Source organism: Gordonia sputi NBRC 100414, assembly GCF_000248055.1.
Taxonomy (GTDB): domain Bacteria; phylum Actinomycetota; class Actinomycetes; order Mycobacteriales; family Mycobacteriaceae; genus Gordonia; species Gordonia sputi.
On the sequence record NZ_BAFC01000116.1, the window covers coordinates 96,864 to 118,261 of the forward strand.

Consider the following 21,398-nt stretch of genomic DNA (forward strand, 5'->3'; position numbering starts at 1 on the left):
GCTGCGTCGGGCGTATCTGCCGTCGCGGTAAGATCCCTAACGATGTCTACTGAAGAGCTCCTGCCGATCACCACGCGCACGCTGGCCGGATGGTCACGTACCACCCCGATCACCGGGCATGTCCTGTCGACGCCATACCCCGAGGTCATCGCCGATGCGGTGGCTCGGGTTGCCGACGACAACGCCGACAAACCCGATTACCTCAAGCGTGGGGTCATCGCCCGCGGACTCGGCCGCTCGTACAACGAGTCGGCGCAGAATTCCGGTGGCCTGACCATCGACATGACGCCGCTGACCAGGATCTATTCTCTTGACGAAGAGGCCGGCATCGTCGACGTCGACGCGGGCCTCTCGATCGATCACCTGATGAAGGTGGTCGTGCCCCGCGGCTTCTGGGTGCCGGTGATGCCCGGCACGAGGCAGGTGACCGTCGGTGGCGCCATCGCGCACGACATCCACGGCAAGAACCACCACGCGACGGGCGCGTTCGGCGATCACGTCACCGAGATGCAACTCCTTGTTGCCGACGGCCGGATTCTCACCCTGACTCCCGACGGCTCGCCCGACGATCCCGACGGCTCGCTGTTCTGGTGCACGGTGGCAGGCATCGGCCTGACGGGCATCGTGCTGCGCGTGAAGATCAAGCTCAAGCGCACCGAGACGGCCTACTTCAAGGCCGACACCTTCACCACCAACAACCTCGACGAGACCATCGCGCTGCACCTCGAGGACAACTACGAGGACGGCTACGAGTACGCGTCCGGCTGGTTCGACACGATGAGCGCCGCCCCGAAGCTCGGTCGCGGTTCGTTCAGCCGCGGCAATCTGGCAACGTTCGACGAACTGCCTGACAAGCTCAAGAAGGATCCGCTCAAGTTCAACCCGAAGCCGCTGATCACGCTGCCGAATATCTTCCCGCGTGGACTCGACAACAAATTCGACTTCGGACTCATCGGCGAGCTCTACTACCGGGCCGGATCGAACAAGCGCGACGTCATCGAGAGTCTGCCGCAGTTCTATCACCCGCTCGATCTGATCGGGAACTGGAACAACGCCTACGGACGCCCCGTCGCGTACGGCAAGGGTGGTGGATTCACGCAGTACCAGTTCATCGTGCCCAAGGGCAACGAGGACGAGTTCAAGAAGATCATCACCGACATCCAGGCGTCGGGTCACATCAGCTTCCTCAACGTGATCAAGCTGTTCGGTAAGGGCAATCCCAAAGCGCCGCTGTCGTTCCCGTTCGAGGGCTGGAACGTCTGCCTCGACTTCCCGCTGCGTGCAGGGCTCGCGGAGTTCCTCAACGACATGGACCGTCGGGTCATGGAGATCGGCGGAAGGCTGTACACCGCAAAGGATTCGCGGACGTCTGCCGAGCACTTCCACAAGATGTACCCGGAGATCGACAAGTGGATCGCCAAGCGTCGCGAGATCGACCCGACCGGCGTGTTCCTGTCCGACATGGGCCGTCGACTCGAACTCAACTGACGTGAACTCGGCTCGCTTGTACTGAATTGCGTTGCGGCCGAATCCGGTTGCCCGTTCAGACCACCAACTACTTCCCAACACCCGAGGAGACACCAACCAATGTTCAACGCCGTCGATTCGCCGCAGTCGATCCTGATCCTCGGTGGCAGTTCCGAGATCGGACTCGCCATTGCCAGCGAGTTCCTCGTTCGTGGACCCGCCCGCGTGATCCTCGCCGTCGTGCCCGGTGATCCGACCGCCGACGCCGCAGCCGACACCATGCGCAAGGCGGGTGCGACGTCGGTCGAGCTCATCGACTACGACGCGACGAAGCCCGAGACGCACCCCGAGACCATCGAGAAGGCTTTTGCCGGAGGCGATGTCGACCTCGCTATCGTCGCTGCCGGTGTGCAGTTCGACGACGAAGAGGTCTGGCAGGACCAGCGCAAGGCCGTGACCGAGGTGACCATCAACTACACCGCCGCGGTGAGTGTTGGGGTGCTGCTCGGCGACAAGATGAAGCACCAGGGACGCGCCCAGATCGTCGCGATGAGTTCGGTTGCGGGCGAGCGTGTTCGACGCAGCAACTTTGTGTACGGATCGTCGAAGGCAGGTCTCGACGGCTTCTACCTCGGCCTCGGCGAGGCGCTGGCCGACGACGGCGTGCACGTTCTCGTCGTGCGTCCCGGCCAGGTGCGGACCCGACTGTCGGCGAACGTCAAGGAAGCTCCGCTCACCGTCAACAAGGACGTCGTCGCGAAGGCCGTCATCAAGGCTGTCGACGACAACAAGGAAATCGTCTGGGTGCCAGGCACTTTCCGGTTCATTATGACCGTGCTGCGCCACATACCGCGCAAGGTCTTCCGCAAGCTGCCGGTCTAGGCGTACCGGAAGCCACGCTCGCGAGACTCAGGGGCGAGACTTCATCTGTCCGATGCGGATTCGATTGCCGAACGGGTCGCGGATACCGAAATCGATGCCGTAGTCACGATCGGTCGGTTCATCGGTGAAGTCGACGCCTCCGGCCCGAAGTGTGTCTGCGGTCGCATAGGCATCATCGGTTGACATCGAAAACCAGCCACCGCCAGCACCTTTCGTCAATAGGTCGCGAACCTGGGCTGCGGTCTCCGGGCTCAACGACGGTGGCCCGGGGATCTCCAACATGAGTTGGCGGTCGGGGTCGGACGGCAGATTGATGGTGAGCCATCGCATGAAACCCATGTCGACGTCGGAGTGGACCTCAAAGCCGAGGTTGCCGACGTAGAAGTCAAGGGCTTCGTCGTGGTCGAGTACGTATATCTGGGACAGAATGATCGTGTTGGGCATGGCGGGAACGCTACCGGCGCTGCCTCGGTCTCACTTGTCCAAAACTGCTCTCTTGGCGACAGGAGCTCCTGCCGGCCGGCGTAGCGCCTTGACCGCGCAGATTGGCGCACCGTGGTCCCCGGCGTGACGGCGATGCGCGGTGGGTGTCTCGCTCATGATCTGCCCGAAGGTCCTGGTGAAGGTCGCGAAACTGCTGAACCCGACTGCGGTGCTGATGTCACTGATCGACAGCTGCGTCTCGCGCAGCATTGACGACGCTCGCTCGATCCGTCGTCGTTGGAGGTAGCGGTGCGGCGTCTCGCCGAAGGTCGCCTTGAACACGCGGCTGAAGTGCGACTCCGACACGTGCGCAATCGCCGCCAGCGCACCGAGGTCCAGGGGTTCAGCGAACCGGCAATCCATCGCATCACGCGCGCGCAGCATTCGCCGATTCGTGTCCTCGGTGTGATTCATCCGCGCGCGTGCTTGCCGCGCATCACCAGTCATGATCTGTCCGGATAGCTTCCGTCGCCCAGATCGGGATCGGGCAGAGTGTCGTCGGGATCAATCAATACGACGCGGCGCCCGTCCTCGCGGACACGACGCATACCCTCCAGGATCATCCGACGCCCGACGTCAGCGAAGTGGCTGACCTGACTGACGTCGAAAACCACAGTGGGGGTGCCTGTTTCGTCGGCGGCCAAACTGTCGAGGACGTACTCTGCGCCACTGAACTGGATGACTCCCTGCAGTTCGAAGGTCGTCGAATCGTCGGAGGTTCGGATCGCGCAGCACGGTGGTTCCGTAGGGCTCGGCGTCGACCATGTGCATGTTCATGTCGGTTGACAGCCGACGGAACGCCAACACACCGCGCGTGCTGTTGCCGTGTTCGTCGAGCCGCGGCGAGAAGACCGCGATGCCGCACTGGCCGGGCAGCGTCCCGAGAAGTCCGCCCGCCACACCGCTTTTCGCCGGAATGCCGACGGTGGTCAGCCACTCGCCCGCGCCGTCGTACATTCCGCAGCCTGCCATCACCGACATCACCTGCCGCGCGATACGTCGACTCATCACCCGCTCGCCGGTGACGGGGTGTACGCCGCCGTTGGCAAAGCACGCTCCGATCACGGCAAGATCCTTGGCCGTCACCATGATTGAGCACTGTTGGATGTATCCGTCGACGATGTCGTGCGGCGCATCGTCGACGATCCCGTAGTTGCGCAGCATGTGCGCGATCGCGAGATTGCGGTCGGCTGAGTCCATTTCGGACTTGTGGAGCGCTTGATCGACGGCAAGTTCACGTCCGGCAAGGGTGGAGAAGAAGCTGCGCGCCCGCTCCACGCGGGACTCGACGTCGGCATCGTCGTCGACGAGCAGCCCGTGGGTGGTGATCGCGCCCGCGTTGATCATCGGGTTGCGTGGCCTGCACGTACCGCTCTCGAGGGAAAGCTCGTTGAAGGCTTCACCGGACGGCTCGACGCCCACCTTCTCCAGCACCGCGTCGAAGCCACGGTCGGCCAGGGCTGCCGCGTAGGCGAGCGGCTTGGAGATCGACTGGATGGAGAACTCGACCTCGTCGTCGCCGACGCAGTACGTTCGGCCGTCGACGGTGGTGACCGCGATGGCGAAGAGATCGGGGTTGGCCTCGGCCAGGTCCGGGATGTAGTCGGCGACAGCGCCGCTCTTCTCGGCGTCGAGCGAATCGAGGACCTCGGTCAGATAATCGCGGACGGGTGACTGCATACAGGTAGACGCCTCCTTGCGCTTTGCTGTCCACGGTACCGACGCCTGCGTGCGCGTCCGCGCGGCGCGGCGGGTTCGACGACGGTACCGACGCCTGCGTGCGCGTCCGCGCGGCGCGGCGGGTTCGACGGGGTCGATCCGTATGACAGTGTGGGCGATTTTCGGGGGTAACGTCATACTGCGCCCCCTGTACGAGTGGCTGGTGTCCGTCATCCAGAAGAGCGGCCGTACAACAGATCCCGAAAGAGTCGCAGCCTCATTGTGGGTCGCGCTACACGGGATAGCGGTCCTGTCGTCAACGGGCGCCCTCGAACTGACCATACCGGGATTGAACGTCGTCGACATGATTCGTCACACCGTCGGAAACACCGGCTGCTAACGCTTTCACCTGGGCCGACAGAATTGTCAGACCTCGAATGTATGTTCTGACTATGGCATCGGAGAACCCCGACGGCACCGGCCCGCTGACACCCGACGAATCACCCGTCGTGCCCGCGGCCAACAGTCATGCGCATACTCCAGCAGTTGACGCACCGACCTCCGACGTCGAGACACAGCTGACACAGCTCGCCGACGACGAACGCCTCTACTCACGTGAACTCATCGAGGTGCTTTTCCACACCAACGCGATCAAGGCGTGCGCCGACTATCGCATGCTGCAAGCCGCAATCCTGCTGTACGAAGAACGCGAGGCCGAATACCTCCAGCGCATCGACGCTGAAATCGGAACCGGCGAGCACGCCGTCCCCGACGGCTGTACCGACCCCGAACAACTCGCCGCGCTCCTGACTCAGAACAACCAGAACCCGCTGGCCCGCTTCGGCCCCGATGGCCTGACCACAGCCATCGCCGAGCTCGGCGCCACCCTCTGCCTCACACCCGGCCAAGCCAAGAAGATGATCGAGACCGGCGCAGCCCTCCGCTACCGCATACCCCGAACCGCAGAACTGTTGGCAACCGGCCGTATCGACCTACCCCGCTTCCACGAAGTCGTTGCCCGCACCGACAACGTCGACGACGCGCATCTCACCGCCGTCGATACCGCACTCGCCGCAGCAATCAGCGCACGAGAACCCATGTCCATGACCAGGTTTCGCACCATGATCGACGCCACCGTCGAACTCGTCGATCCCGACGGCGCCGCCCGCCGCCGCCGCGACACCGCCACCAGCCGCCGCTACTTCCGCATCCGCCCCCACCGCGACGAGCCCGGTCAGTCCAGATTCGACGGCCAACTCCCCTGCACTGCGGCAGCGATCCTCGACACCCGGCTCGAAGCGATGATCGCCGACACCCACCCCGACGATCCCCGCACCCACGCTCAACAACGCGCCGACGCACTCACCGCCCTCGCTCAGGGCTACCCGACACTCCCCTGCACCTGCCCCGACTGCGCCACGGTGTCCGAGACTCCGTGCAGCGAGAACGTCGACGACAAGCAGAGCCCCGCAGCCATAACCATCACGAACCCGGTCGCAGCAACTCAGAGCTCCGCCGCCCTCGCGCCGCGGCCGATGTTCCACATCGTGGTCAATCTCTCGACTCTCCTCGGCCACGACAACAACCCCGCGTTCCTCGACGGCCATGGCCTCATCGACGCCGACACCGCCCGCCGGCTACTCGCCGATGCCACCCGGAACTACATCCACCCCAACCGCGTCACCCCCAACAACAAAGCCGCCTACCGCTACCCCATCCCGCAGAAACTGCGCGTCCTGGTCAAGGCCGGCGAGCTCTGCTGCGCCTTCCCCGGCTGCACCAACAAAGTCGCCACCGCCGACGTCGACCATGCCAAGCCGTTCAACCATGGCAATCCGAAAGCCGGCGGACTCACCGAGCTCGCCAACCTGCGCCCGCTGTGCCGCTTCCACCACCGCCACAAAACCTTCGCCGTCGGCTGGCGCGACCATCAGACACCCATGGGCCGCGCCATCTTCCGGTCCCCGGGCGGCTACCACTTCGTCGGCAACGCGTACAACGGTCGCGACCTCTTCCCCGCCCTCGACGAGCCCGATCGCCCAGACCGACGCATCCCCGGACGGCTTGCCGCCGCTCATAGCGCGCGCATCGGACAACACCGCGCCGACACCCGCGCCTGGCGGCTCGCCAACGACCCCGACACCGGCGACCCGCCCTTCTGACCCACGCCCGCACGAGCGCCAGCCCCCAGACACCGTCTCGGGGGCCACACGCCGTCGCGCCGCGGCGTCCGGCGTGGGTCAGTACGGCCCCCTGCTAGAAATAGACGCGTGACGTCAACGCAGAGCCCGACCACCGACGACTCGAGTCCACAGGCTTCTGCGACCCCTCAGCGTCGAGTGAATCGCCACGTCCGGACACTGATCGACCTGGTCATCGCGGTGATCGTCGGGGCGATCGTGGCCTTGGTCGCTCTCAAGGCCATCGACTCGGTGCAGTGGCCCGCGTTCAACTCGTCGAACGTCACCCGGTCGCTCACCACGGCGGGCCAGGTGGTGGCCGTGGCGATCCTGGTGATCGCTGCGCTGCTGTACCGCTACGGCAAAGCGCGGTGGCTGGTCACCCTACTGTCGACCGCGGGCATCTCCGGGCTGGTCACGGTCACGCTCGGGATGCCGCTCGGGGCGACCCGCCTCTACCTCTTCGGACTCTCCGCCGACCAGCAGTTCCGCACCGAATACCTGACCCGGCTCACCAGCAGTCCGCACCTCGCGGACATGACCTATCTGCACCTGGCTCCCTACTATCCGGCGGGATGGTTCTGGGGCGGCGGCCGCTATGCGTCGTTGATGGGTCTGCCCGGCTGGGAGGCGTTCAAACCGTGGGCAATCCTCTCGATGGCGGTCGCCGCGGCGATCGGAGTGGTGCTCTGGACTCGCATGGTGCGCGCCGACCGCGGCATCGCGACAGCGCTCGCCGTCACCGTCGTGACGCTGATGTACGCGGGTCCCGAACCGTACGCGGCGGTGCTGATCATGATCGGCGTCCCGATGCTGATCCCCATGCTCTACGGTCTGCGCGGTCGTTCCCGGCACGCCGACGGCCCGACGGCCTCACTGCGCTCCGGCACGAGTTGGGCAGCGGTGGTGGCAACCGGCCTCTTTCTCGGTCTGAGCGCAACCTTCTACACGCTCTACACGGGACTGTTCGCGGGCGTCGCGATCCTGATGGCATTTGCGCTCATCGTTCACGGCTGGGTCAACGCCTCCAACAAGGCGCTACCCCGCGAAGAAGTGTCGAAAACCCGACGCGGCCTCGTCCTGGCTGTGTTCGGGCGGCTGGTGGTGATGGGTGTCATCTCCGGGCTCATCGCAATGACCGTGTGGGCTCCCTACCTCCTCGCTCGATTGCGCAGTGAGCCCGCGAGCGGCGGCACCGCCGAACACTATCTGCCAGAACGCGGTTCGTTCTTGCCGTGGCCGATGTTCCACCTCAGCCTGGTCGGCGCGATCACGTTCATCGGCCTGGTCTGGATTCTGCTCCGATTCCGCCAACGCACCATCGCCGCGGCCCTGGGCGTCACGGTCGTCGGCATCTACCTGATGAGTCTGCTCTCGATGCTGGCAACTGCCGCGGGCACGACGCTGCTCGGCTTTCGACTCGAACCCATCCTCGTCGCGGTGCTCGCGGCGGCGGGAGTGTTCGGCGTCGTCGAGCTTGCCCACTGGGCCGTCGGCAGATTCGGTGACGTGCGCGTCGTGGTCGGGGTACTCGCAGCCCTTGCGGCAATCGCTGTGGCGCAGAGCATTCCGGCCTATCTCTCCAACGAGATCACGACCGCCTACACCGACACCGACGGTTACGGAGACCGTGCCGACAAGCGTCCACCCGGCGCCGAGTCGTACTACCCGCAGATCGACAAGCTCATCGGCGAGAAGACCGGACGCCCGGCGACCGACAACGTCGTCCTCACGGCCGACTACGGATTCCTCTCGGTCTACCCGTACTGGGGCTTCCAGGGACTCACCTCGCACTACGCAAACCCGTTGGCGGAGTTCGACAAACGAGCCGCAACCATCGAGACCTGGTCCAAGGCGTCGTCGGCCGACGACCTCGTCCGCCAACTCGACGCCGCGCCCTGGACCCCGCCGAACGTCTTCCTGTTCCGCTATTCCGCCGACGGCTACGCACTACGCCTCGCCGCAGACGTCTATCCGAACGATCCAAACGTCAAGCGCTACACGGTGACATTCGACCCGAACCTCTTCAACGACCCACGTTTCGAGGTCACCGACGTCGGACCGTTCGTTCTGGTGGTGCGCAAGTGAGCGCCTTCGAGATCACCGAGGTCGACGCCACGTCGTCGACGGCGTATCTGGTGCACACACCCGCGGTGAATTGGGTTCTGCTGCGCGACGATTCGGGCATCACACTGATAGACGGCGGATATCCGGGCAACGCCGACGACGTGGTGGCGTCGATCGAGTCGATCGGCGCACACCCCACCGACATCAGAGCCGCACTGCTCACCCACGCTCACGTCGACCACATCGGAGGGCTGGCGAAGCTGGTGGACCGCTTCGGCTTCCCGGTATTCGTCGACCCCGCCGAAGTGCCACACGCACACCGCGACCTCCTGCAGCAGGCGGGTCCACTCGACATCGCCGCGGTCGCGTGGCAGCCACGCGCGTGGCGATGGCTGGCGATGGTCACACTTCTCGGCGTACTCAGCCGGGCCGGAATCGCCACCGCACAACCCTTTTCGACCGACGTCGCCCTCGACCTCCCCGGTCGGCCACAGCCGGTGGTTGCTCGCGGCCACACCGACGGGCACAGCGCTTTCCTCGTCGCCGACGGCGCGGTACTCGTCTCGGGCGACGCTCTGATCAGCGGCCATCCGCTCTCTGGACACCAAGGGCCGCAGCTACTCCCGCGCTTCTTCAACCACGACGACGCCGCGACCCGACGCAGCGTCGAATCGTTCACCGACCTCGACGCGACAGTGCTCTTCCCCGGACACGGACCTCGCCTCGACGGCCCCGTCGCCGAGCTGGCCCGAGAAGCCCTGGCTCGATAAACCCCGGCTCGATAAACCCCGGCACGATAACCCGGGCGCGAAAACCCCCGGCGCGCTGAGCAATCCGTCAGGAGCGGTCGATCGTCCCGTGGCCGCGTTGGCGTCGTACACCCGACAGCAGCGTCGCGGACTCTTGCGCGTCGGCGGTCTCGGACAGCGAACGCCCATGAGCGGCAAGCACGTCGCGCGTCTTTGACAGCTCGCAGTTCCACCCGGCAGCGTCGAGATGCTGCGCGACGTCAACATCGCTACGCCACAACTTCCGCACCTCCGCAAACGGGTCGGCAGCAGAAGGACCAGCGGAATCGTCGACAACCGACGACGCCGCGCGGCGCACGGTCACCCCGATCCGTGAGCCGGATTCGGATGCCGCGGTGATGCCCTCGATCACGCGTAGACCGAGTTCGTCGGGCAGGTACACGAACAGCCCCTCGGCGAGCCACGCCGACGGTAGATCTGCCCGAAAACCCTTGCTCTGGAGGGCACGCAGCCAGTCATCAGCCAGATCGGAAGCCACCACGCGACGTTCGACGGTCGGCGCAAGACCCGACTGCGCGACGAGGTCCTCCTTGACCTCGACCACCGACGGCCTGTCGACCTCGAAAAGCGTTGCTCCCGAACCGAAATCGAGCCGAAATCCCCGACCGTCCAGCCCCGAACCAAGGATCACGAACTGCGTGATCCCGTCGGCGACGGCATCAGCGAACACCTCGTCGAGGACACCGTGCGCGCGACGATCCAGTCGTACATCGCTCGGATCTTGTCCGAACCGCCTCCATCGGCGCCGTCGCGTCCACCGAATTCGGAGCCACGGGGCTGGATTCGTGCGATCGCCTCGGCCAGCGGGTCGTCGAACAATGCGTCGTCCCTCGACGACTCGACAGCTCGCGCCCACGCGACACCCAGCGCCGTCCGTCCGAGATCGTCGAGGTCAGCCATCAGCCCAGGACCTCCACGAGGCGTCGAATCGCGAACTCATAGCCGCGGATGCCGTAGCCGATGATCACTCCCGAGGCGAGCGGCGACACGAACGAGTGGTGACGGAACTCCTCACGCTTGTGCACATTGCTGATGTGCACCTCCATGATCGGAACGTCGGGGATCACGAGCGCGTCGGCCAGCGCGACCGACGTATGCGTCCACGCAGCCGGGTTGATGACGATTCCGCTGATATTGCCGCGCGCCTCGTGCAGCCAGTCGATCATCTCGCCCTCGTGGTTGGTCTGCGCCGCCCGCAGGCCGTAACCGAGTTCACCGGCGGTGCGTTCGGCGAGTTCGACGACGTCGGCGAGCGTCGCCGAGCCGTACACCTCGGGCTGTCGAATCCCGAGCGTGTTCAGGTTGGGCCCATTCAACAGCAGGATCGGCAGCGGTTCGGTTCCCGTGGCGTCGGTCGACATGGTTGCAAGCCTATCCACCGGCACCGGCCACGCGTCCATACTCTCCACCGCCGACACCCACGAAACCGCCACACCCACGACACCGCCAGACCCACGAGCGCGTCAGCCGCACGAGTGACCGAGAGTTCGCGACGTCGCACACGGCCGTTAGGATCACTGCTTGTGCAATCGCAGACCGTGAGACGAGCGAAACTCATCGCGATCGTCACCGGCCTGCTCGGAGTATTCCTCGCGCTCGCCACGCCGCTGATGCCGGTCAAGCAGACCACGGCGGAGATCAACTGGCCCTCCACCGGCAGCGTCGAATCCAGCGAGATCGGATCGGTCTCGGCACCACTCATCTCGTACGTCCCGATCGACCTCGACGTCTCGGTTCCGTGTTCGGCAGCCGAACGGCTCGGCGCCGACGATTCGGTCTTGCTGTCGACGACCCCCAAGCAGGCGGCGAAGTCTGCTGAGCGCGGTCTGTTCATCCGCCGCACCGGCAACCCCGCCGACTCGCCGGACAAGCAGAGCATCGAAGTCGTCGTGCGCAACGTGCCGCTGGTGTCGGCCACGCTCGCCGACATGCGTTCGCAGGGATGCCGTGACATCGTCGTCCACGCCGACTCCGACGCCGTGACCGCCGAGTTCGTCGGAATGACGGCACCAGCAGGCCAGTCCGCCTCCGGCAGTACCGCGCTGATGGGGACCACCAAGGGCCGCGAATCGCAGAGCTATAGCTCCGACCAGCGCCCACAGGTCACCGGACTCTTCACCGACCTGTCCGGAGCGGCGTCGGAACTCCCCGGGCTGCGCGCACACGTGACCATCGACTCGCGCTATTCGACGGCCCCGACGATCCTCAAATGGCTCGTACTGATCGTCGGTATCGTGTGCACCCTGTTGTCGTTGTCGGCGCTTGCCGTTCTCGATTCGACGGACGGCCGCAAGCATCGTCGAATCTTCCCTGCGAAGTGGTGGCGACTCAATGCCCGCGACTACGTGGTGATCGGCGCCCTGATCATCTGGCACTTCATCGGACCCAACACGTCCGACGACGGCTACCTGCTGACGATGTCGCGGGTCGCGCAGAACAGTGAGTACACGGCCAACTACTTCCGCTGGTTCGGTGCACCGGAGGCGCCATTCGGCTGGTATTACGAGGTCTTCGGCCTGATGAGCCATATCTCGCTCGCCAGCCCGTGGGTGCGCATACCGGCCCTGCTGTGCGGAATCGCGTCGTGGTTGATCGTCAGCCACGAGGTGCTGCCACGACTCGGCCGCGCCGCGATCAGCCGACCCGTCGTCGGCTGGACCGCCGCGTTCGTCTTCCTCGCATCGTGGTTCCCGTTCGACAACGGTCTGCGACCGGAACCGATCATCGCGCTCGGCGCGCTACTGACCTGGTGTTCGGTCGAGCGCGCAATCGCGACCGGACGCATCCTCCCCGCCGCGATCGCGTGTCTGATCGGCGCGTTCAGCCTCGCCGCGGGTCCGACAGGCCTGCTCGCGGTTGCCGCGCTCATCGCGGGAGCGAGACCGATCATCTTGGCCCTGATCAAACGTGCGCGCGCGATCGGCGGCGGATTCTGGTCGTACGCAGCGCTGCTCGCACCGGTTCTCGCCTCCGGGACGTTCGTCATCTTCGTGGTCTTCTCCAACCTGACGCTGCGTGCGTTCTCCGACTCGTCGAAGATGAAGACCGCATTGGGGCCGTCGGCACACTGGTACAACGAGATCGACCGGTACTCGTCGCTGTTCGCGTTCTCGGCCGATGGTTCGATCGCCCGACGCTTCGCCGTCCTCGCGATGATCCTCGGCATGGTGGTCTCGGCAGCGGTGCTCATCCGCAAGTCGCGCATCCCCGGAACGGCCGTCGGCCCTGCTCGACGCATCGTCGGCATCACATTCGCGTCGCTGGTGTTCCTGATGTTTACGCCGACCAAATGGACGCACCACTTCGGCGTGTTCGCCGGACTTGCCGCGGCTTTGGCTGCCATCGCCGCCATCGCCGCGAGCAACAAGGCCATGCATTCCCGGCGCAACCGCACCCTGTTCGCAGCACTCGTGCTGTTCATCGCGGGCTTGGCGTTCACGGCACCCAACTCGTACTACTACGCGTCGGCGTGGGGTATGCCGTGGGGCGTCGGCCAGGTCAGCTTGGGATTCTCGGTGAGCAATGCACTGCTCTACCTCTCGCTGCTGCTGTTGCTGCTCGCACTGTGGTTCCACTTCCGCGAGCCGTTCACCGGAACCGACCCCCGAGATACGACGCCCCAAGACGCCACGCCCCAGGACACCACGCCCGGTGAGACCGACACCGGACGACGCTGGTACCGCAGGGCGATCGATTCCGTCGCGGGCGCACCGCTGGCTTACGTGGCAGCCGCCGTGGTGATCTTCGAACTCGTCACGGCAGGATTCGCAGCGGTCAACCAGTCGTCGTCGTTCTCGGTTCCACGCTCGAACATCGAGGCCCTCGCGGGCAAACAGTGCGGCATGGCCGACAAGGTGTGGGTGGAACGCAACCCCAACGACCACATGCTCTCGCCCGTCGACCCGACCCTGACCGACCCCCTCGCGGGCCCATCGACCGTCCAACCCGACGCATCCCGGCCTGCGACAACAGGATTCACGTCGAACAGCGTTCCCGAGGACCTCACCACTCAGGCGAGCGCCGGCTCGCTGGGCGTGCTCGCAGGCAACGCGACGTCGACCAACGACGTCCTCACCGCCAACAGTGGCGGAACCGGCGGTGGAGAGCTCTCGACGGCCGGGGTCAACGGCAGCCACGCACGTCTGCCGTTCATGCTCGACCCGGCACGCACACCCGTCGAGGGCAGTTATTCGACGACCGATCAGGTTCCCGCCCGCCTCACCTCGGGCTGGTACGCACTGCCCGCCGACTACAAGAAGCAGCCGCTGCTGACCTTCTCGGTCGCCGGACGCTACGACAACCCGAACCTCCTGCTGGAGTACACAACCGACCCCGTCGGGTCGTCGACCCGCGACGCCGACCTCAAGCCCACCGGCGAGACCGAGATGATCGACCCGGGACCGCAACCGTCGTGGCGCAACGTCCGCATCACCACGTCGTCGCTTCCCGACAACCTCTCCGCGGTGCGGATCGTCGCCAACGACGACAATCTCTCGGCCGATCGGTTCATCGTGGTGACCCCACCGCGACTGCCTCACATGGAGACACTGCAAGAGGTTGTCGGCAGTGAGGACCCGGTGCACGTCGACTGGACGTCGGGGCTGGTCTTCCCGTGCCAGCGGCCGTTCACCCACCACTACGGCGTCGCTGAGATCCCGAAGTGGCGTATCAGGCCCGGCGCCGACCTCGCCGCGGCCGTCTCGGCGTGGCAGGACTCCTACGGTGGCGGTCCGCTGGGGTGGCTCGAGGTGTCGCAGCAGCCCGAGACCCTCGCGACCTATCTGCAGGGTGACATCGGCCGCGACTGGGGCGCCCTCGAGCGCTACCAGCCCTACGGAGACGTGACGACCCGCGCACCCATCACCACGGGCACCGCAACGCGCAGCGGATTGTGGAGCCCCGCCCCGATCAGGCACTGACCCACAACCCCTGATCGCGGCACCGGGCGGGCGGTGGGACGTGATCGCCTAACATCAGTGACCGTGCCTGCGACAGCCCCGCCAGCCGAGTCCGATGCTTCGCCACCGGCAGAGAAGTCGACGATCGGCTCGCGTCGCACCGTCGGGCTGGTCGCCACGGTCTCCGGCCTACTGGGCGCTGTGCTGTGTCTGCTGATCGGGTTCCTGCCCGTACACAGCACCGACGCATCGTTCTCCTGGCCGCAGGGTCAACAACTCGCGTCGACGACGTCGTCGGTCACCGCGCCGCTGATCGCGCAGACCTCGCAATCGCTGGACGTCCGCATCCCGTGCCGCGTGCTCGCCGACGCACCCGCGGGCAAGTCGACGCTCATCATGTCGACGATGGCAGTCTCCGCGCAGGACTCCAAGGCCTCTGCCCTCTACGTGACCGCGGGCGACACCGTGACCGCGACCTTCCGCAACTCCGTCGCGGCGTCGGCGCCGAGAGCCGATCTGGGGCGCTGTAGCGAACTGCACGTCTGGTCGTCGCCGGACGGTCCCGGCGCACAGTTCGTCGGCCTCGGTGCCGCCACAACCCTCGAGCCCGACAAGCGCCCTCAGATCGACGGCGTGTTCAGCGACCTGACGCCCGACCAGGCACGGGCGGCCGCTGATGCGGGGATGCGGGTCGACATCCGCATCGACAATCGCTACGAGAGTTCGCCGACGACGCTCAAGCTCGTTCTGATGGTGCTGGCGGTGCTCGCGGTGATCGTCTCGCTCGTCGCACTCTTCCTGCTCGACCGGATGAGCGACGACGTCCGGCACCGACCTCGACGCCGCACCGGATGGCTGCGCCTCCTGCGTCCCCGCGCCACCGACCTGACGGTCACCGCGGTGCTGGTGATCTGGTTGTTCCTCGGCGCGGGCAGCCCCGACGACGGGTACATCCTGAATATGGGGCGCACGGCGTCGTCGTTCGGTTATCTCGCCAACTACTACCGCTGGTACGGCATCCCCGAGGCTCCATTCGACTGGTACTACTCGTTCCTGGCGCACTGGTCGTCGATCTCGCCGTCGATCCTGTGGATGCACATCCCCGCACTGATCGCGGGACTCGCCTCGTGGTTTGTGCTGAGTCGAATCCTGTTGCCACGCCTGGGTTCTGCTGTTCGACGAAGCGGCTGGGCGCAATGGTCGGCAGCACTGGTCTTCACCGCTTTCTGGCTGCCGTTCTGCTCCGGTCTGCGTCCCGAGGGAATCATCGTGCTGGGCTCGCTGCTCACGTGGTGGGCGGCAGAACACGCACTCGCGACCCGCAAACTGTTTCCCGGAGCCATCGCGGCGGGCCTCGCGGCATTCACGCTTGCCCTTGCGCCACAGGGCATCATCGGCGTCGCGATCCTGATTGCCTCGTCCCGCGCACTGCTGCACGTACTGCTCGTGCGCAGGCGCTCCGACGGGCTGCTCCCCCTACTCGCACCCACCATCGCCGCCGGACTTCTCGTGTTGGTCGTCGTGTTCCGCGACCAGACGATCGCCACGGTGGTCGAGGCGATCCGCGTCCGCTACGTCGTCGGACCCGTCATCGGTTGGTATCAGGAGTATCTGCGCTACTACTTCATCTCCGTCGTCACCGACGACGGAGCGCTCACCCGCCGTGTCCCCGTACTGCTGCTGTTGGCGGGACTGGTCGTCACAGTCGCAGTGATGTTGCGGCGCGGGCGAATTGCCGGTGTCCACGCCGGTCCCACGTGGCGACTGATCGGCGCCATCGGCGTCACCCTTGTGCTGTTCGCCTTCATCCCGACGAAGTGGACGATCCAGTTCGGCGTCTTCGCGGGACTCGCCGCCGCGATCGCAGCGATCGCGACTCTGGCTGTCGCGCAATCTGCCGCACGCTCGGCACGGAATCTGACGGTCTTCGTCTCGGGACTGTTCTTCGCCCTCGCCGCCGCGATGGCCGGCTACAACGCCTGGCCATTCGCCTACGAATACGGCATCTCGTGGTTCGACCGCGCCCCGATCATCGCGGGCAGACCGGTGTCGACGCTGTTCCTGATCCTGGCCGTGATCGCCGCCGGAATCGCGGTGTGGCAGCACCTTCGACTCGATTATGTTGAGAACAAGGGACTTTCGCATACGACCGACGGACCCGGCGAGTCGCGGGCCGATCGTCGACGACTCTTCCTCGCCTCGTCGCCCATCGCTCTGATCGCCGGCCTCATGGTGATCGCGGAGTTGCTGGTGTTCGCCAAAGCGGTCGCATCGCGCTATCCCGCGACCACGGTGTTCGCCGAGAACGTGAACACGCTGCGCGGCAACAACTGTGGCATGGCCGACGACGTGCTCGTCGAATCCGATCCCAACACCGGAATGCTTCGACCCGCCGACGGACGGACTGCGACACAGGCACTCTCGGGAGCCACAAGCGGACCGGATGCTGCCGTCGGATTCTCCCCCAACGGCATCCCCGACGATCTCTCGCCGGAGCCGGGCAGTCAGCGCCCCGGCCAGATGAACGTGGCGGCAAGCCCCGCACGACCGTTCTCGATCACGGGCGGATTGGGCGCAGGCACCACGGGTGGCCGCGGACCCGAAACCGTCAACGGGTCGACAGTCGCACTCCCCTACGGACTCGATCCCGCGACGACGCCGGTCCTCGGTAGCTACGGCTACGCGGGCGAGGCCCGACTCACCACCGACTGGTACGACCTGCCCGCCGATCGTGCCGCGACCCCGCTGCTCGTCGTCTCGGCCGCGGGTGCGATTTCGACGGTGGATACCTTCGGGGTCACGAACTTCGGGCAGAAACTCGTTGTCCAGTTCGGCACCAGGGGACCCGACGGGTCGTTCACCCAGATCGGACCCGACATCCTCCCGATCGATCCCGGGCCGGTCATCTCCAACCGGCCGTGGCGCAACCTGCGCGTACCCATGAGTGCTGCGCCACCGAGAGCGTCGGCGATGCGAATGTCGCTGTTGGACAACAACCTCGGGCAGTACCAGTTCATCGGGATCACACCGCCGCGAGCACCACGCCTACAGACCCTTCAGCAGGTCGTCGGGTCCCAGACCCCCACGCTGATCGACTTCATGGTCGCCGCGCACTTCCCGTGCCAGCAACCGATGCGGGTGACCAACGGGGTGGCGGAGATCCCACGCTGGCGCATCCTGCCCGACTACCCCTTCGCCAACTCGCAATCGAAGACCTGGCAGGCGGGAGTCGACGGCGGACTTCTCGGCATCTCGGAGACCACGACGGCCGCACAGGCCGTCCCGACGTATCTCAAGGACGATTGGACGCGGGAATGGGGTGCGCTGGAACGACTTTCACCGCTCACCCCGGACGCACCGTCAGCACAGCTACAGACGTCACAGATCACCCGCTGGGGTTGGTCACACGATGGTTCGATCAGGGTGGAGCCGCAGTCCGATGACAACTGATCCGACACCACAGACTCCGACCGAGACCTCGGAACGCGACGAATCCACCACGCGGACGCCGCGCAATTACCGCCGGGCACAGATCATCGCGGCCGTGGCAGGAATGCTCGGTGTCCTTCTCGCAGTTGCCACTCCGCTGCTGCCGGTCACCCAGTCGACGGCGGCCCTGTCGTGGCCGCAGGGCGAGGGCGTCGGCAACGTCGCCGCACCACTCGTCTCGTTCGTTCCCGTCGACATGGATCTGCGGGTTCCGTGCTCACTGGCCCGTGACCTGCCCGCGTCGGGCGGCGTCCTGATGTCGACGACGCCCGCGGGCGGACAGGACGCCAGTGCGCGCGGACTATTCGTCCGCGCCGACGCGTCGACGCTCACCGTGACCGATCGCGACGTCGTGATCCTCTCGACCGAACGCGCAGCCGCGCAGGATAATTCGTCGTGCACCGTGTTGTTCCACGCCGACGAGCACGGGGTGAACGCGAAGATCGACGGGACGTCGGCTGGTGCGGGAAGCCTGTTGACGTACTCGACTCCCGACCACGAGATGCGCCCGCAGATCGTCGGGGTCTACACCGATCTTCCCGCCTCGGCATCGCGCGACGGCCTGTCGATGCACGCCACGATCGACACCAGATACGTGAGTTCACCGACGCCACTGAAACTGGCCGCGATCATCATCGGCATCATCATGACGCTGCTGTCGCTTGTCGCGCTCGGCGTGCTCGACTCGCGAGATGGCAGGGGCCACAGGCGATTCCTACCCGCAGGCTGGTTCACCATCCGCGGCCCCGATCTCGCGGTGCTCGCCATACTCGCGTTCTGGTGGTTGGCGGGGGCCAACACCTCCGACGACGGCTACAACTTCATCGTCGGACGCATCACCGGCGATGCGGGCTACGCCGACAACTACTTCCGCTATTTCGGTGTGCCACAGGACCCGTTCGGCTGGCACTTCCAGGTGATCGCCGCGATGACGCACGTCAGTCTCGCCACGCCGTGGATGCGCCTGCCCGCCTTCCTGCTCGGACTTCTCGGATGGTGGCTGATCTCCCGCGAGGTGATCCCGCGCCTGGGCCGAGCGGTGCGCACCAGCACTCCGGCTGTGTGGTCGGCAGCATTCGTCTATCTCGCACTCTGGTTGCCCTACAACAACGGTCTGCGGCCCGAACCTGCGGAAGCGGTCGGCGCACTCCTCACGTGGTGCTGCGTCGAACGTGCCATCGCCACACGCAGATTGCTGCCGTATGCGGTCGCCGTCGCCGTTGCGGCGTTCACCCTTGCGCTGGCTCCCGGTGGTCTCATGGCCGTGGCCGCGCTGCTCGCGGGTGTCCGTCCCATCGTGCGCACCATCGTGTCGCGACGTCGGCGCGACGGACTGCTCCCGATGCTCGCGCCGATCTTCGCGGCCGGAACCCTTGTGCTGTACGAGATCTTCGCCGACCAGCCACTGGCCCCGCTGATCGCGGGCAACAAGGTGGCCACAGATGTCGGCCCGACACTTGAGTGGTGGCAGGAGCCGATTCGCTACTACTACCTCATCCTGCCCACCGCCGACGGTACGCTCGCGCGTCGCTACGGCGTGCTGATCATGATCCTGTGCCTTGTCGTCGTGCTCCTGCGACTGCTGCGCAAACAGCATCCCAACGGCGTTGCGCGAGCACCGATCTGGCGACTGATCGCGGTCACGCTCGGCACGATGTTCTTCATCGCGTTCACTCCGACCAAGTGGACTCATCACTTCGGCGTCTACGCCGGAATCGCAGGCGGACTCGCGGCCGCCGCGGGCGCGATGATGGCGCCGACCATTCTGCGATCGCGCCGCAACCGTGCGTTCTTCGCGGCGGCGGTTCTCGCGGTCACCGGAATCTCGTTCGCGGGCACCAACGGTTGGTGGTTCGTCGGCAGCTACGGCATCCCGTGGTGGGACAGACAGCCGTCGGTCGGCGGCGTGAGCCTGTGGTGGATCTTCCTGATCGCCGCGGTGCTCACTGCGGCGGCGGGTCTGTGGTTCCACCTGCGCGACGACTACACCGACGAACAGACGCGAACCGGACACTCCGAGCACTGGTACAGCAGGCTGAAGTTCTCTCCGCTGCCGGTCATTTCGGTCTGCATGGTGCTGTTCATGGTGGCATCGTTCGCGAAAGCCGCCTACGTGCAACGGGATTCATGGTCGTGGCTGAACTCCAACGCACGCGCCCTCACCGGCAACGAGTGCGGCCTTGCCAACGACGTCCTCGTCGAGGCCGACGTCAACGCAGGCATGCTCGCTCCTGCCGCCGTCGACGGCCGACCCGCGCCGAGCATCTCCGACGCCCTCGCAGGCGCGGGGCAGGGCTCTCCGGCTGCCGGGTTCACCCCGAACGGTGTGGCGAACAAGCTGTCGGTCGACGCCACGGAGGACACGGACTCATCGGGGTCGTCGGGCGCGGTGAGTTCTGCGCCGACGAACTCTTCACCGACGGGCGCGGGTTCCGACGATCGCGACCAGACAACCGACGCCTCGCAGGGCGGCACGGAGGGTGGGCAGGGCGCGCGCGGCGTCAACGGTTCCACCGTGCGGCTGCCCTTCGGACTCAATCCGGCGAGCACTCCGGTACTCGGCTCCTACGGCGCGCCGTCGGGAACGGGATCGGTGACAACCGGCTGGTACCAGGTGCCGCAACGAAGCGCCGACAAGCCGCTGCTCACGGTCGCCGTCGCGGGCTCGGTCGACGCCGTCGACGGCGATGGACTGCGCACCGACGGTCAGGACGTGACCGTCGAGTTCGGACGCGTCGGGGCCGGCGGCACGGTGCAGCGCCTGGGAACGATGTCGCCACTCGACGTCGGAACGGCTCCGACGTGGCGCAACCTCCGATTCCCACTCGCCGACGCACCGGCACAGGCGACACTCGCGCGGATCGTCGTGCGTGACACGTCCGGGGCACCGTCGGAATGGGTTGCGGTCACCCCACCGCGGGTTCCGGTCCTGCGGACGCTCAACGACGTCGTCGGAACGACCGATCCCGTCTTCATCGACTGGGTGTCGGGACTCGTCTTCCCGTGCCAGCAGCCGATGAAGGTGCGCAACGGAGTGATGCAGGTGCCGCGCTGGCGCATCATGCCCGACGCCGAGGCCACCCAGAAGAACAGCCAGACCTGGATGTCGGGGACCGCTGGCGGGCCGCTCGGTATCACCGAGGCCACGCTCATCCCCACCCTGATCCCCACGTACCTGCGCAACAACTGGGGCCGCGACTGGGGCGGACTGCAACGCTTCACCGAGGTCGACCCCGCACCCCCGGCACAGCTCGAACTCGGCACCGCGCGCCGATCCGGACTCTGGGACCCCGGCCCCATTCGGTCGAGCGGGTACTGACCGCACGCTCGGCCGCGGCGTCGGCGGGGCGCGGGCCGGCGCGGCGTCGCAAATACACGTGTTTCTGACAGATGCGCGCAAAGCTTCGCGTGCAGGTGTCAGAAACACGTGTATTTGCGGCTCGGGTCGGGCCGTTCAGCGTGGT

11 protein-coding genes and 2 pseudogenes are annotated in these 21,398 nt (G+C 66.0%); 8 read left to right on the top strand and 5 right to left on the bottom strand.

Annotated elements, in window-relative coordinates; all coding sequences use genetic code 11:
- The first annotated feature begins 42 nt into the window (after window positions 1–42).
- Window positions 43–1,488, top strand: a complete 1,446-nt coding sequence (gene dprE1 / locus GOSPT_RS19135) for a decaprenylphosphoryl-beta-D-ribose oxidase (protein WP_005208183.1) — start codon at window positions 43–45, stop codon at window positions 1,486–1,488.
- A gap of 99 nt (window positions 1,489–1,587) precedes the next feature.
- Entirely contained in the window at window positions 1,588–2,349 is a 762-nt protein-coding gene (dprE2, locus tag GOSPT_RS19140) for a decaprenylphospho-beta-D-erythro-pentofuranosid-2-ulose 2-reductase (RefSeq protein WP_005208185.1), read from the top strand.
- Window positions 2,350–2,376: 27 nt separating this feature from the next.
- Here the strand turns inward: dprE2 and GOSPT_RS19145 are convergent, their stop codons facing one another.
- The 3 genes and pseudogenes from GOSPT_RS19145 to GOSPT_RS19155 all read right to left on the bottom strand — a co-directional run bounded on the left by GOSPT_RS19145 (window position 2,377) and on the right by GOSPT_RS19155 (window position 4,512).
- Entirely contained in the window at window positions 2,377–2,793 is a 417-nt protein-coding gene (locus GOSPT_RS19145; RefSeq protein WP_005208187.1) for a VOC family protein, read from the bottom strand.
- Window positions 2,794–2,823: 30 nt separating this feature from the next.
- On the bottom strand, window positions 2,824–3,246 hold the full coding sequence (locus tag GOSPT_RS19150; RefSeq protein WP_039856695.1) for a helix-turn-helix domain-containing protein: 423 nt from the start codon (window positions 3,244–3,246) through the stop codon (window positions 2,824–2,826).
- Window positions 3,247–3,275: 29 nt separating this feature from the next.
- Window positions 3,276–4,512 (bottom strand): annotated as a pseudogene (locus GOSPT_RS19155) (glutaminase).
- Window positions 4,513–4,943: 431 nt separating this feature from the next.
- Between GOSPT_RS19155 and GOSPT_RS19165 the strand changes: the two are divergent.
- From GOSPT_RS19165 to GOSPT_RS19175, 3 genes are all read left to right on the top strand, one after another.
- The gene (locus tag GOSPT_RS19165; protein ID WP_141630933.1) at window positions 4,944–6,653 is read left to right on the top strand and encodes an HNH endonuclease signature motif containing protein; all 1,710 of its coding nucleotides are present in this window, start codon (window positions 4,944–4,946) and stop codon (window positions 6,651–6,653) included.
- Window positions 6,654–6,761: 108 nt separating this feature from the next.
- Window positions 6,762–8,759 carry a galactan 5-O-arabinofuranosyltransferase gene (locus GOSPT_RS19170; RefSeq protein WP_005208193.1) on the top strand — a complete coding sequence of 666 codons (1,998 nt, stop codon included), beginning with the start codon at window positions 6,762–6,764 and terminating at the stop codon, window positions 8,757–8,759.
- Entirely contained in the window at window positions 8,756–9,508 is a 753-nt protein-coding gene (locus GOSPT_RS19175) for an MBL fold metallo-hydrolase (RefSeq protein ID WP_005208195.1), read from the top strand. Before GOSPT_RS19170 ends, GOSPT_RS19175 begins: the two co-directional genes overlap by 4 nt.
- 67 nt (window positions 9,509–9,575) lie before the next feature.
- Here GOSPT_RS19175 and GOSPT_RS19180 read toward each other — a convergent pair.
- A pseudogene (locus GOSPT_RS19180) lies at window positions 9,576–10,447 on the bottom strand (SAM-dependent methyltransferase).
- Complete coding sequence (gene aroQ / locus GOSPT_RS19185; RefSeq protein WP_039856717.1) at window positions 10,447–10,908, bottom strand: type II 3-dehydroquinate dehydratase; 462 nt, start codon at window positions 10,906–10,908, stop codon at window positions 10,447–10,449. Before aroQ ends, GOSPT_RS19180 begins: the two are co-directional and overlap by 1 nt.
- A gap of 162 nt (window positions 10,909–11,070) precedes the next feature.
- Here aroQ and GOSPT_RS19190 point away from each other — a divergent pair, with 162 nt between their 5' ends.
- The 3 genes from GOSPT_RS19190 (at window position 11,071) to GOSPT_RS19200 (ending at window position 21,253) form a co-directional block, all read left to right on the top strand.
- Complete coding sequence (locus GOSPT_RS19190; protein ID WP_005208205.1) at window positions 11,071–14,466, top strand: arabinosyltransferase domain-containing protein; 3,396 nt, start codon at window positions 11,071–11,073, stop codon at window positions 14,464–14,466.
- Window positions 14,467–14,529: 63 nt separating this feature from the next.
- The gene (locus GOSPT_RS19195) at window positions 14,530–17,895 is read left to right on the top strand and encodes an arabinosyltransferase domain-containing protein (protein ID WP_005208206.1); all 3,366 of its coding nucleotides are present in this window, start codon (window positions 14,530–14,532) and stop codon (window positions 17,893–17,895) included.
- Window positions 17,885–21,253 (top strand): arabinosyltransferase domain-containing protein, encoded by a 3,369-nt coding sequence (locus GOSPT_RS19200; protein ID WP_005208207.1) that lies wholly within the window; start codon window positions 17,885–17,887, stop codon window positions 21,251–21,253. Before GOSPT_RS19195 ends, GOSPT_RS19200 begins: the two co-directional genes overlap by 11 nt.
- Window positions 21,254–21,398: the final 145 nt, after the last annotated feature.